At 62.1% G+C, this 12852-nt stretch carries 13 protein-coding genes; 4 read left to right on the top strand and 9 right to left on the bottom strand.

Features of this window, described 5'->3' with window-relative positions:
* Positions 1 to 25: 25 nt before the first annotated feature.
* The 5 genes from gspK to gspG all read right to left on the bottom strand — a co-directional run bounded on the left by gspK (position 26) and on the right by gspG (position 4055).
* On the bottom strand, positions 26 to 1384 hold the full coding sequence (gene gspK / locus KHO30_RS30015; RefSeq protein WP_244864163.1) for a type II secretion system minor pseudopilin GspK: 1359 nt from the start codon (positions 1382 to 1384) through the stop codon (positions 26 to 28).
* Between the two features lie 548 nt (positions 1385 to 1932).
* A complete protein-coding gene (locus KHO30_RS30010) occupies positions 1933 to 2610 on the bottom strand; it encodes a PulJ/GspJ family protein (RefSeq protein ID WP_211703120.1) in 678 nt (225 codons plus the stop codon).
* Positions 2588 to 3004 carry a type II secretion system minor pseudopilin GspI gene (gene gspI, locus KHO30_RS30005; RefSeq protein ID WP_211703119.1) on the bottom strand — a complete coding sequence of 139 codons (417 nt, stop codon included), beginning with the start codon at positions 3002 to 3004 and terminating at the stop codon, positions 2588 to 2590. Before gspI ends, KHO30_RS30010 begins: the two co-directional genes overlap by 23 nt.
* 1 nt (position 3005) lies before the next feature.
* Entirely contained in the window at positions 3006 to 3560 is a 555-nt protein-coding gene (locus KHO30_RS30000; protein ID WP_211703118.1) for a GspH/FimT family pseudopilin, read from the bottom strand.
* Positions 3561 to 3590: 30 nt separating this feature from the next.
* On the bottom strand, positions 3591 to 4055 hold the full coding sequence (gene gspG / locus KHO30_RS29995) for a type II secretion system major pseudopilin GspG (protein ID WP_093634518.1): 465 nt from the start codon (positions 4053 to 4055) through the stop codon (positions 3591 to 3593).
* 173 nt (positions 4056 to 4228) lie between these two features.
* On the opposite strand from gspG, the gene KHO30_RS29990 reads away from it, so the two are divergent.
* Positions 4229 to 4642: a type II secretion system protein N gene (locus tag KHO30_RS29990; protein WP_093634673.1), complete on the top strand. Its 414-nt coding sequence runs from the start codon at positions 4229 to 4231 to the stop codon at positions 4640 to 4642.
* 30 nt (positions 4643 to 4672) lie between these two features.
* Here KHO30_RS29990 and gspF read toward each other — a convergent pair whose 3' ends face one another.
* Genes gspF through gspD form a run of 3 tightly spaced genes read right to left on the bottom strand, consistent with a single transcriptional unit; the run spans position 4673 to position 9793 of the window.
* Positions 4673 to 5890, bottom strand: a complete 1218-nt coding sequence (gene gspF / locus KHO30_RS29985) for a type II secretion system inner membrane protein GspF (protein WP_093634517.1) — start codon at positions 5888 to 5890, stop codon at positions 4673 to 4675.
* Positions 5891 to 5894: 4 nt separating this feature from the next.
* Entirely contained in the window at positions 5895 to 7463 is a 1569-nt protein-coding gene (gene gspE, locus KHO30_RS29980) for a type II secretion system ATPase GspE (RefSeq protein ID WP_280531453.1), read from the bottom strand.
* Complete coding sequence (gspD, locus tag KHO30_RS29975) at positions 7460 to 9793, bottom strand: type II secretion system secretin GspD (protein ID WP_211703117.1); 2334 nt, start codon at positions 9791 to 9793, stop codon at positions 7460 to 7462. The genes gspE and gspD overlap by 4 nt, the downstream gene beginning before the upstream one ends.
* On the opposite strand from gspD, the gene KHO30_RS29970 reads away from it, so the two are divergent.
* From KHO30_RS29970 to KHO30_RS29960, 3 genes are all read left to right on the top strand, one after another.
* Positions 9787 to 9963, top strand: a complete 177-nt coding sequence (locus KHO30_RS29970) for a hypothetical protein (protein WP_211703116.1) — start codon at positions 9787 to 9789, stop codon at positions 9961 to 9963. The two genes, gspD and KHO30_RS29970, sit on opposite strands and share 7 nt — an antisense overlap.
* 346 nt (positions 9964 to 10309) lie before the next feature.
* Positions 10310 to 10759 (top strand): lytic transglycosylase domain-containing protein, encoded by a 450-nt coding sequence (locus tag KHO30_RS29965; protein ID WP_093634514.1) that lies wholly within the window; start codon positions 10310 to 10312, stop codon positions 10757 to 10759.
* 157 nt (positions 10760 to 10916) lie between these two features.
* Positions 10917 to 12239 carry a GTP-binding protein gene (locus tag KHO30_RS29960; protein ID WP_211703115.1) on the top strand — a complete coding sequence of 441 codons (1323 nt, stop codon included), beginning with the start codon at positions 10917 to 10919 and terminating at the stop codon, positions 12237 to 12239.
* A 123-nt stretch (positions 12240 to 12362) separates the two neighbouring features.
* Here KHO30_RS29960 and KHO30_RS29955 read toward each other — a convergent pair whose 3' ends face one another.
* Positions 12363 to 12641, bottom strand: a complete 279-nt coding sequence (locus KHO30_RS29955; RefSeq protein ID WP_006050811.1) for an HU family DNA-binding protein — start codon at positions 12639 to 12641, stop codon at positions 12363 to 12365.
* Positions 12642 to 12852: the final 211 nt, after the last annotated feature.

The raw sequence follows: 12852 nt of genomic DNA, 5'->3' as shown, positions 1-12852 counted from the left end.
CCACTCTCTCTGGGAAAGGCGTTATTCATAGTTGGTCTTGTACCCGCACGATACGCGTAGTGTGAGTCAATGCGTCGCGATAGACGAGGGTCGTGCGGTCCACTTCCGCGCGTTCGTGCTGCACGCGGCCGTGGATCAGAAAGTAGTTCGTGTTGACATCCATTTGACTCGGATCGATCCCGACCGAAGGTACGCCGGCGCCGCTCAAGGCGAGTTGCACGTCGCTGACGTTATGGAAAAACACTGTCTGCCGACGCGCGACGAAGGCTTGCGCGGCGGACAGGTTCATCCCCGGCACGATGGCCGCGATCACTTCGGCGGAGGCCGTATTCATGTTGACCGCCGACACCGTGGGCAGCACGGTGACGAACGGCCGCAAGCGCGCGACCATTTCCGGCGTATAGCCAGGAATATCCAGCAGCGAATCGAGGCTGGTCATTTGCAGCGGCGCGACGGCCGCGTTGTCGTCGCCGTCTTCCATACCGGGTTTGTCGGTGAAGCTGCCGCTCGTGGCGCCGCCACCCGTGCTGATCGGGGCTGCCGGCGCGCCGGTAGTGGACGTAACGGTCTGGAAGCGTGTTGCCGATTGACCGAGGCTCGCGCGCATCTGCACTGCAGTGTTCTTTGCCAGTTGGCTATTCACGCCGAGGGATACCAGCAGGCGCTGATAGGCGCCGATCTGCTCCGTATTGATCTGCATGACGCCCGGCGCGGGGCTCGAGACGAGATTACGGAGGTTGAATTTGGCCTGAGCGTCTTCGATTGAACCTGAGAGATAGGTTGCCTGGCCTTGGTCGGCTCTGACTTCGCCGATTTGCCCGAGGAAATCCGACAGACGGGTTTTGGCAATGGGGACGCCCCATAGGCCGCCCAGGTAGGTGATGCCTGCTGAGGTGTCGCCCTCCGAGCGGAGGATCAGGCGCGTCCAGTCCAGCGCGCCGCGGGCGACCCATTGCGCCTGGGAGAGGAGGCGTTGGTTTTCGATCCTTCGGATTTGGACTTGCTGGCGCCAGAGCATGCCCGAAACTAGGATCGCTGATAGCGCGACTACTAGTAGGGCGCTGATTATGGCTGCTCCGCGTTGGGTTGCCTGCGCGGCGCTTCGGTGTTTGCCTACGGCGTTGGTCTTTGCTCGGCTCTTTTGCCTGCTTTGCGCTTTTGTCAGTGTTCTTAGGGTGTTGGCCTTTCCTTGATTTGCTAGTGGTCTATTAGCGTTGCCCCTGTGCGGGGCGGCACCTACTTTTCTTTGCCGGCTGCAAAGAAAAGTAGGCAAAAGAAAGCAGCTCAAACCGCTAATGCTAAGCGGGAACCGTAGCTCAGAACCGCCAGTGGCTCCGTGGAATCTGTGTTCTCTCACATTCGGCGTCAGTGACAAGGGCGTCATACTTCCGGCGGCGCTACGCGCGCCGAAGAGTCGTTCTGAAAACCAGGGGGCGGGTTTGTTCGCTTCGGGAGCCGTCGGCTTCGCCTCGGCGAGGCGCCTGACTGGTTGGTTGCGCGTTGCATGCGCGACCCAAGCGGAAGACAGCAATTGCGAGTGGGGTGGGACCAAGTGGACCACTGGTTTATTGAATTGCTCTTCCGGCGAGCACGCAGTGTGAGACGGGAGGTATGACGCCCTTGTCACTAGCGTATGGAGGTGCACGAACACAGATTCCAGATGCACCACTACCTGTTGCAGGCTACGGTGCCCACTTAGCATTAGCGGTTTGAGCCGCTTTCTTTTGCCTACTTTTCTTTGCGGCGGCAAAGAAAAGTAGGTGCCCCCCCGCACAGGGGGAACGCTAATAGACCAAAAGCAAATCAAGGAAAGGCCAACACCGCAAGCGTGCAGACAAACCCGCCAGGCAGGCAAAGAAGACAAAACCGAAAGGCACGCGCGCACGCGCCCAAACCCAGAGCGTCGCGGAGACAAAGAAGAGAACCTCATACTCATTCTCCGACGAGAAAAACCCGCGTTACAGGCCGCGCCAACGACTTAGCCCCCACACTCACTTCCAGCCCAGTCACCGACCGCGGCAGCGGCGCATTCCCCAACTGGGGCACCTTCAAATTATTATCGTTCTCCGTAATCGCACTCTGCACATCCTTCATCTGCGTGGTCCAGCCAACCTTCGGCACATACAGCCGGGCAGAAATAGCCCCGACGCCCCCCATCAAAGGCACCGCCGTCCACCCATTCCCCTCACCACCGCGCAGCGCACCCCGCAACTCGCCCACATTCCCCAGCGGCGGCGACGCATACCGCACCACGCGCCCCTCGGATATGCGATACCTCACCACCTGCAAGCGCGGTGCCGTCCCCGGCAATACCATCTCCCGTACGATCTGCAGCACGTTGCCACTCACCGATACGGCCGCCTGCCCGGACTCATCATCCGACGCGGCCTGCCGCACGTCGATCCGCATCTGGTCGAATAGCTGCGCAAAGACGCGCTCGTCTTCCATCGCGTTCGTGATCGTCTGCCGGCCACGAATGATCTGGTCCAGCCCGCGCCACGACAGCACGGCAATCACCGCCATGATCGCAATCGCGACCAGCAACTCGATCAGCGTGAAACCACGCGCGCCCGATCGGCCGCGGCGCTCAGAGCGAACGGTTGTTTTCATTCGCGACCACCGTGACCATCTGGGCGAGATTGCCGGAACGCCCCGGCGTCGTCACCATCACTTCCACCCGACGAAAAACCGGATTCGGCGTCGCCGTCACATGCTCGGTACAGATCAACTCCAGATTGCCTTGCGAGCAGTCAAAACTCGTCGAGCCAACGTTCGGCCAGCCATGCGTCAAATGCAATTGCGCGAGCGTATTGTCGGCGCTCCATCCCGCCAGCAGCCGACGATGCAAATCGGCTTCGCCGCTCGCCAGACTCCCCACCGCGCGCAACGACGCCGCCAACGCGATCGCGATGATCGCCAGCGCCACCAGCACTTCGATCATCGTAAAACCGCGCTCTGCGCCGTGGACCATCTCGCGCACGCCCCTGTTCCTGCAACGACGCATCTCAATGCACCTCATAGCGGCCATTGCCGGTGCCAATGATCGTCGCGCGCCCCGCGGCCGAAAACAGCGTGATCTGTACAGGTACGTCGATCGCTTCCGTGCCGAACACGACACGGCTCGGGTGCGAATCCGACCCCGGGTATTCGATCGTGACGCCGGTCACACCACCTTCCCAATTGCGCGGCCCAAGCAGGTCGTCACGCAACGGACGCCAACCGTCTTCGGTCCGCAGATCGAAGCGGAAGCCGCCATCGAGCGGTTGCCAGGCGATTGGCCGCGCGCGCACCTGCGCCTCATCGCCGGCCGATTCGAACAGCAGCGCGAGACGCTGCGCTTCTTCGTTCAAATCGGTACGCGGGTTGCGCGTCATGGTCAACGCGGTCAGCGATACCAGGATGCCCGCGATCACCAGCACCACCATCATTTCCAGCAGCGTGAAACCCGCCGCACGCTTCCGGCGGCTTACGCTGAAATCACGCGCGCCGACGCACGCCGTGCCCGGCAGCGATGCCGCACACGGAGTGTCCACACGGGACTTGCAAGCAGACAGTCGCATAGTGCCGGCCACGAACGATCAACTACCCGTCTATTGCCACGACCCTACGTCGGCGTCATTGCCTTCGCCGCCCGCCTTACCATCGGCGCCATAGCTGAAGACATCGATCTCGCCATGCACGCCCGGATTCAGATACTGGTAGCTATTGCCCCACGGATCGTTCGGCAGACGTTCGAGGTAGCCTCCGTCCTTCCAGTTGTTCGGCACCGGGTCCGTGCTCGGCTTTTCGATCAGCGAGCGCAAGCCTTGCTCCTGAGTCGGATAACGGCCGTTGTCGAGACGGTAGAGTTTCAGCGCCTGCATCACGGTGCCGATGTCCTGCTTGGCGGCGACACGCCGCGCTTCGTCCGGACGGCTCATGATTTTCGGCACGATCAGCGCGGCCAGAATACCCAGAATCGCGATCACGACCATGATTTCAATCAGCGTGAAACCGCGTTGACGACGGCTGCGCGGACCCGCGATTTCATGACGGCGAAGGGTCGACAATTGCATAGCTTGCTACCTCTTTTCAGGTGAAATTTCGATCGGGCGGAATTCGCGCGCCAGGCAATCAAGATGCCATTGAACACGCCCGGCCGGTCATTTTAATGTCATGTTCTTGAAGGGTTGCGTGAAACCGCCAGGCACCCCAACGCAATTTTCACAATAGTCCGTACAATATGCGCATGAACGCTATCCAAATCCGCCTTCTGTCGCTCGCACTGTTCGCCGTGTTCTGCGCGACGCTGACCTACTGGGTCATCACGATCTCCACGACGTCCGGCGCGCCGTTGCCCGCCGCCGCCGCGCATACGCAGGTCTCGACCGATCAGGCTGCCACGCTGTTCGGCGGACAACTCACCCGCAGCGCGAACCAGGATGTGCATCTGTTCGGCATCCTCGCTTTGCGGGAAGGCGCCGCGGCCATCGTCAGCGTCGGTGGCGAACCGCCGCATGCTGTGTCGCTCGGCAGCGCGCTCATGCAAGGTGCCAAACTCTCCGAAGTCCGCGCCCGCTCGATCATCATCGACCGCAATGGCGCGCATTCCGAAGTGTTCCTGCCGGCCAATGCGCCAGGTCCTACCATCTACGTGCGCTGACCCAACCGGGCGTTCTGCCCGGTTTCCGCATTACTGCACCAGGTTGTTCAACTCGATGATCGGCAGCATCACCGCCAGCACGATCACCAGCACCACGCCCCCCATCGCCAGAATCAGCAACGGCTCGAGCAGGCTCGTCAGGAACATCGTGCGACGCTCGAGCTCACGTGCTTCGCCGTCGGCCGCGCGATCGAGCATGGTCGTCACGTCGCCGGTCGCTTCACCGGAACGGATCAGGTGAACCAGCACCGGCGGAAATGTCTTCGTATTGCCGAGCGCGCGCGATAGGGACGTGCCTTCGCGCACACGCACGATCGCATCGTCGATGTTCTCGCGCATCGCGACATTGCTGAGCGTTTCGGCTGCGGCTTGCAATGCGCGCAGGATCGGCACACCGGCCGCCGTCAGAATGCCGAGCGTGCTGGCAAAGCGCACGGTGTTGTAACCGCGCACGAGTTTGCCGAGCAGCGGGGCGGTCAACAGCCAGCGGTCGAAAGCGAGGCGCGGGCCGGGCTGCTTCAGGATCGAGCGCACCAGATACACCAGCACGACCACGCCGATTAGCATCGCCCACCACCAGTGCCGCACGAAACCGGACAGCGCCATCATCATGATGGTGAGGATCGGCAGTTGCTGTTTGGTGCTGGCGAACACGTTCACCACTTGCGGCACCACGTAGCTCAACAGGAACGTGACGATACCGAAGGCGATCAGCGTCACGATCGCCGGGTAGGTGAACGCGAGCACGATCTTCTGCTTGAGCGCGTTGCGTTGCTCGATGTAGTCGGCCAGGCGCGAGAGGACGAGACCGAGCTTACCGGTATGTTCACCGGCGGCTACCAGTGCCCGATAGATCTCAGGGAAGTCTTTCGGATGCTGCGTCAGCGCGTTGGCGAGCGAATGGCCGCCGAGCACTTCCGCACGAATCGACGCCATCAGCTCGCGGATGTAGTCGCGCTCCGATTGCTCGGTCAATACCGATAACGCTTCATCGAGCGGCAGACCGGCAATCAGCAGGCTGGCCAGTTGCCGCGTGAGAATCGCCTGCTCGCGCTGCGACAAACGCCGTCCCAGTGACAAGCGTTGATTGCGCTCACCGCGTGTGCGCGTCGCAGCCGGTTCGACGACGAGTGGCGTCAGTCCCTGCGAACGCAAATTGGTCCGCGCGCCGCGCGCGCTGTCCGCGTCGAGCACGCCTTTTTGCGCTTTGCCCGCCGCATCGATTGCTTCGAAACGAAATGCCGGCATGCGCTTATGCTCCGCCCGTCACGCGAATCACTTCTTCAAGCGACGTCAGCCCGGATGCGAGCCAGCGGTCCGAGTCTTCGCGCAGCGTACGCATGCCTTGCGCGCGACCCGAAGTGAGAATTTCCGCATCGGACGCATTGCGGTGAACCAGCGTGCGGATTTCATCGTCGATCAGAAGCAGTTCGTAGACGCCGCGACGTCCCGCGTAACCCGACTGGCCGCATTTCTCGCAACCGACCGGATGCCAGCGCACGCTGCCATCCTCTTCGACGCGCTCTTCGCGGCATACCGGGCACAGGCGCCGCACCAGCCGCTGCGCCAGCACGCCGAGAAGCGATGACGCCAGCAGATACGGCTCGACGCCCATGTCGGTCAAACGGGTCACGGCGGATGCCGCGTCGTTCGTGTGCAATGTCGCCAGCACAAGGTGACCCGTGAGCGATGCCTGCACCGCGATCTGCGCCGTTTCCAGGTCGCGGATTTCACCAATCATGATGACGTCCGGGTCCTGCCGCAGTATCGAGCGCAGCGCCCGCGCGAAGGTCATGCCGATCCGCTCGTTGACCTGCGTCTGGCCGATGCCTGAGAGGTCGTATTCGATCGGGTCTTCGACCGTCATGATGTTGGTGGTCGCGGTCTCAAGCCGCGACATCGACGCGTACAGCGTGGTCGTCTTGCCCGAGCCGGTCGGGCCGGTCACCAGCACGATGCCGTGCGGTTTGCCGATCAGCTTGTCGAACTTGACGAGCGTATCGGGCGCCATGCCGAGCGCTTCGAGATTCAGGCGTGAGGCGTCCTTTTCCAAGAGACGCAGCACCGCGCGTTCGCCGTGGCCGGTGGGCAGCGTCGAGACACGCACGTCGACCGGACGTCCGCCGACGCGCAGCGTGATCCGGCCGTCTTGCGGCAGACGCTTCTCGGCAATGTCGAGCTGCGCCATGATCTTGATCCGCGATATCAGCGCGCCATGCAGCGCTTTTTTCGGCCGCACAACATCGCGCAACGTGCCGTCGACACGGAAGCGCACCACAGACGAAGTCTCGAACGGCTCGATGTGAATATCCGAAGCCTGTTCGCGTGCCGCTTGCGTGAGCAGAGCGTTGATCATGCGGATGATCGGCGCATCGTCTTCCGATTCGAGCAGATCCTCGATCTCGGGAATGTCCTGCATCAAACGCGACAGATCGACTTCACCTTCCACTTCGCCGACCACCTGCGCCGCACTGCCGTCCTGGCGCGCGTACGCCTGGTTGATCGCGAGCGCGAGCTCGTCAGCCGGCACACGCACCACAGACAACGCGCCGAAGTTGCGTGCGACTTCAGCAAGCGCGGCATCGCTGGTGCGTTCGCTGATCCAGACTTCGAGACTATCGGCATGCTGATGCGCGACCAGAATCTGGCCGCCGCGGGCGAAGCCGTAGGGCACAAGGCGCGCGGCGACCGCCGACGGCGCGATGCGTTCGGCATGCTCCGCCGCGACTGCGGGCGGAATCGCCGCGGCTTGCGTCGATGCAACGACGCGCGCCGCTGCGGACGATCCCGAAGCTGACGGCGGCGTGGACGGCGTGCTCACGGCTGCACTCCAGGTGACGCCGTGGACGGTGCCGTCGGTACCGGATTCGTCTGCACAGCACCGCCGTTCGTGACCGGATTCGTCTGCACAGCGCCGCCATTCATGGCCGGAGGCGCCATCTGCTGACGACGCATCCTGTCGAGATCGAACAGATTCATCGCGGGCGAACCACCCTGGCTCGGGCCGATCGGCATCGGCGGAACCACCGGATCGTCCTTGTCCTTGATCAGGTTGTTATCCGACTTGTACGCGCCCGTCACGCCCTGGACGTAGTCGTAACGGTTCGCCGTCACGGCCTGCGCGGTATCGCGATCGGTGATGATCACGGGGCGCAGGAACACCATCAGGTTGGTCTTGGCGCGGGTCTTCTGTTCCGAGCGGAACAACTGGCCGATCCAGGGAATATCGCCCAGCAACGGCACCTTGCTGTTGCTGACCTGGTAGTTGTCCTGCATCAGGCCGCCCAGCACGATGATCTCGCCGTTATCGGCAAGCACGGTCGACTGGATCGAACGCTTGGTGAACTCGGGACCCGCCGGATTGGTCGCCGCGTTGGTCGTGCCGTTCACGATCGCCGAGTCTTCCGTGTAGAGCTGCAGCTTTAGAATCCCGCCCTCGGTAATCTGCGGTTTGATGTGCAGCGTCAGACCGACATCGACGCGGTCGAACGTATTGAACGCGTTGCTGGTCGTCCCGCTCGTGAGGTTCGAATACGAACCCGTCTGGATCGGCACGTTCGTGCCGACAACGATCTTCGCTTCTTCGTTGTCGAGCGTGATGAGGTTAGGCGTCGACAGAACGTTCGCATCCTGCGTCTGCGAGAGTGCCTGCAACAGCGCGCCGAGTCCCTGCACACCAAAAATGTTGTGAATCCAGCCGACGTTGAGACCCTGCTGGATACCGCTCCCGCTTGCGAGCGCCCCGGCGAGACCGCCGGTCGCGCCCGTCGCTGCGGCCGCGGCCGTCAGATTGATAATGCTGTTGCCGGTGCCGGTCGCCAGGTTGGTGCCGGCAAAGATCGAATTGTTCGCGACCTGCCACTGAATGCCGAGGTTGGCGTTCGTGTTCGAGTTCAACTCGACGATCAGCGCCTCGATATAGACCTGCGCGCGCCGCGCGTCGAGCTGGTCGATCACTGCTCGCAGGTTGCGGTACACCGGCTCAGCCGCCGTGATGATCAGCGAGTTGGTCGCCGAGTCCGCCTGGATCATGCCGCCCGGCTGATTGTCGTCGTTCTTGTCCTTGTCGCCACCGAGCAGGCCGGCTGAGCCCGAGCCGCCGCTCGAACCGTATCCGCCGCCCCCGCCACCACCCAAGGGTGACGCCCCCGAGCTGCCATTGAGTCCGCCCGACGGCAGCGGCGGCGTACCCGACGTGCCCGTCGAATTGCTGCCGAAGCCGCCTCCACCACTACCGTTCTGGTTGAACGAATTCGCCTCATTCGAGCCACCCGATGAGCCGGTGTCGCCGCCCTTACCGAGCATCCCGCGCAAGGTCTTCGCGAGCTTCGTTGCGTCGGCGTTGCGCAGCGCGACGACGTGCATGTTGCCGGGCATGGTGGTCGGCGAGTCGAGTTCCTTCGCCAGCTGCTTCGCGGCTGCGAGCCGGCCGCCGTTCGACGCGCGAATCAGCAGCGAGTTGGTGCGCGGATCCGCGGTGATCGACACCTTCAACGTTGCGTCGGTGCTGCCGATCGCGCCGGGGTCGAGCATCTTGGTCAACTGCGTGGCGATGTCGATCGCGTTGGCGTTCCTCAACTGCACGACCGCTACCGACTGGCCCGCAGCCGTATCGACACCCGCGATGATCTGCGCGATACGCCGCACGTTGTCGGCGTAATCGGTCACGACAATCGAGTTGTTGGCAGGGTAGGCCGCCACGGTATTGTTCGGCGAGATCAGCGGACGCAACACCGGCAGCAGGTTATTGGCCGATTCGTTCTTCAGCACGAACACCTGCGTGACCACCTGGTCGCCTCGCGCCACCGGCGTATTGCCGACGTAGGTCGGCACGCCTTGCAGCTTGGCATCGGCCTCGGGTACGACCTTCAGCACGCCGTGGTCCTGGACCAGCGCGAAGCCCTGCATCCGCAAAGCAGATTGCAAGGTCTTGAGCGCCTGATCTTCAGGCACTGCATTCTCCGACACGAGGTTCAGCTGACCCTTCACGCGTGGGTCGACGATGATCGTTTTGCCGGTCGCCGCGCCGATCGCCTTGGCCACCTGGTCGATATCGGCGTTCACGAAGTTGAGTGTCACCTGTGCCTGTGCTGTCTGCGCGGTGATCAATCCAGCCACCAGCAGCGCCGTTGCGACGCGACGCAATGCCATACGATTTCTTCTCATGGAATATGGGATCGATGTCGACGGCAACAGCCGCCAACGGTCATGCAGTGCGAACATTGGAGCAGGCCGCCGCCCTGTCGGTCTGCCAGCCGGCTTCACAGGCGATCAACGCCATGGACGCCTTACTTCCAATGCCCGAAAAAAAGGAACAGTAACAGTTTTTCATGTCGGATTTGTCACAAAACGAACGGCTCCGTGCGATTACTCTAAAGACCGTCGCTGACTGTCAAACAATTGAAAGCAAACGAGCTTATGTGCGGCGAACCGCAGAAGCACTTCGTTTTACGCTTGATTATGTCGGTTAGCTAACTTGACGCATGTAAGTCTGCCGGTATGATACGAGCCGTTCGAGGTACTGGTTGTGACTTGGCAACGCGGGTTTTCCCCGATGGCCGACGAAGGCCCGGCCAGCACGCCTCACCGGCTTCCAGAGACTGAAGTATGGCCGATGCCTGGCCTTACCAAACCTTACCCTTGCGATTTGATTAGTCGTCTTGACTGATGAAACGAACCTTCGTCACCGTCGCCGCAGGACTTGCCGTGCTGATCGCAGCAGGGCAGGCGCGCGCCGATTGCTTTGACGAAGCGGCGAAGTATCAGAAGGTCAACCCCTTGATTCTGCGCGCAATTGCGTGGCAGGAGTCACACAATCGGCCGGACGCGCAGCATAAGAACGCCAACGGCTCGACCGACTACGGCGTGATGCAGATCAACTCGATCCATCTGCCCGTTCTCGCGCAGTACGGCATTTCGCAGGGCACGCTCATGGAGCCTTGCAAGAACGTCTACATCGCGGCGTGGCATCTGCGCCGCCAGATGAACAAGTACGGCAATACCTGGCAGGCGGTCGGCGCATATCACTCCGAGACGCCGGCACTGCGTGACAAGTATGCGATGCAGATCGCTGCGATCCTGCGCAAGTGGAATCTAATGCCGGCTGCTGCACGCTGACTCACGCACGTCCCGATCCGGCCCGTCACGCGGCCGCTCCCCGTTTGATGCACAATGCGGCTTCGTGCTGCCGTCGGTGTTCGGCCGTCTTCCGGCCCCGGAGTCATGCGACCCCAACCCGGCACGCCTTCCAATCCTCTTGTTTTCCCGTACTGCGATGAACCAGCCGCTATTGCCCGTCACCGTGCTCTCCGGTTTTCTGGGCGCCGGCAAGACCACGCTCCTGAACCACATCCTCGCGAATCGCGCCGGTTTGCGCGTCGCCGTGATCGTCAACGACCTGGCCGCCGTCAATATCGATGCAACGCTCGTGCGCGACGCCGCGGCGCTCTCGCATGTCGAAGAGCAGCTCGTCGAACTGTCGAACGGCTGCATCTGCTGCACGTTGCGTGATGACTTGCTGGTCGAGATCAAGCGGCTTGCGGGTGAAAAGCGCTTCGATGCGATCCTGATCGAATCGACCGGTGTAGCCGAGCCGATGCCGATCGCCGAAACCTTCACCTTCGTCGACGACGACGGCGCATCGCTGTCCGACGTCGCGCAGCTTGATACGATGGTGACGGTGGTCGATGCATTCAACTTCCTGCGCGACTACGGTTCGGCCGACGCGCTTTCCGAGCGGGGCATCGCCGCAACCGAAGAGGACGATCGGACGCTGGTCGAATTGCTGATCGAGCAGATTGAATTCTGCGACGTGCTGGTGGTGAACAAGGCCGATCTGGTGAGCGCGGATGAGCTCACGCGTTTGCAGCGTATCCTCGCCCGCATCAATCCGCGTGCCGTGCAGGTGGTGAGCCGTTTCGGCGAAGTGCCGCTGGCCGAAGTGCTGAACACTGGGCGCTTCGATTTCGATGAGGCATCGAGCGCACCGGGCTGGCTGGCGTCGCTTAACGACGAGCATGGGCACGACCACGAACACGGCCATGCCCATCACGGTGAAGCGGACGAATTCGGCATCGGCAATTTCATTTACCGCGCGCGGCGGCCGTTTCACCCGGAACGCCTGTGGGCGCTCCTGCATCAGGAATGGAAGGGCGTCTTGCGCAGCAAGGGCTTCTTCTGGCTCGCAACGCGCAATGACATTGCCGGTTCGCTGTCGCAAGCGGGCGGCGCTTGCCGGCATGGTCCGGCGGGAATGTGGTGGGCCGCGCAGGATCGCAGCGAATGGCCGGACGGCGATGACGAACTGGCGGCCGAAATTGCCGCCGACTGGTACGGCGATCCGGACGATCTGAGCATCGGAGATCGCCGCCAGGAACTGGTGATGATCGGCGTCGGCATCGACCCGGCGGTCTGGCAAGCGAAGTTCGACGCGTGCCTGCTGACCGATGAGGAATACGCGGCGGGACCAGAAGCGTGGCAACAATTCGCCGATCCGTTCCCGGCATGGGACTTCGACGAAGACGACCATGATCATGACCACGATCACCACGACCACGACGGTCATGGCCACGGCGAAATCGTGCATCGCCACGATTGAGTTCGAGCGGCCTTTCCGCCTGATGCGGACTGTTTAGCCGCGATGCCCGTCGCGGCTAAACAGAAATCGCAGGCGAAAAAAAACCCGCCGTTGGCGGGTGTCAACTGCCAGGCAGTAATCTGCTTAGCGCTTGTTGACTGCGTCCTTGAACGCCTTACCAGCCGTGAACTTCACGGTCTTGGCGGCCGGGATCTTGATAGTTTCGCCGGTCTTGGGGTTACGACCCGTACGTGCTGCGCGCTTGCCCGAACCGAAGCTGCCAAAGCCGATCAACTGGACCGCGTCACCCTTCGACACAGACTTCTTGATCACTTCAAGCAACGTGTCCAGCGTCTCACCGGTTTGAGCCTTGCTGGCGCCAGTTTGTCCTGCGACGGCGTCGATCAGTTCCTGTTTGTTCATTAAGGTTCCTTTCTGAGTTTAGGTTGACACGAACAGCGCGAACGCGCCGATTATACGTGCGCGGGCCGCGCCGTCGAGCAGCTGCGGCTCCGGATCCCCTCCGGACAATTAGCGCCGGGCAGTGACTGCCCGTCGGCCGTGCTGCCGCTCCCTTCGCGGCGCTTGCTATGATAGCGCAGCGCAAACCCAATCAGGATAAGGGTTTCGAAGA

Origin of the sequence: Paraburkholderia aspalathi (genome assembly GCF_905220735.1) — a bacterium.
GTDB classification, from domain to species: Bacteria; Pseudomonadota; Gammaproteobacteria; order Burkholderiales; family Burkholderiaceae; genus Paraburkholderia; species Paraburkholderia aspalathi.
This window is presented reverse-complemented; position numbering and strand designations above follow the sequence as displayed.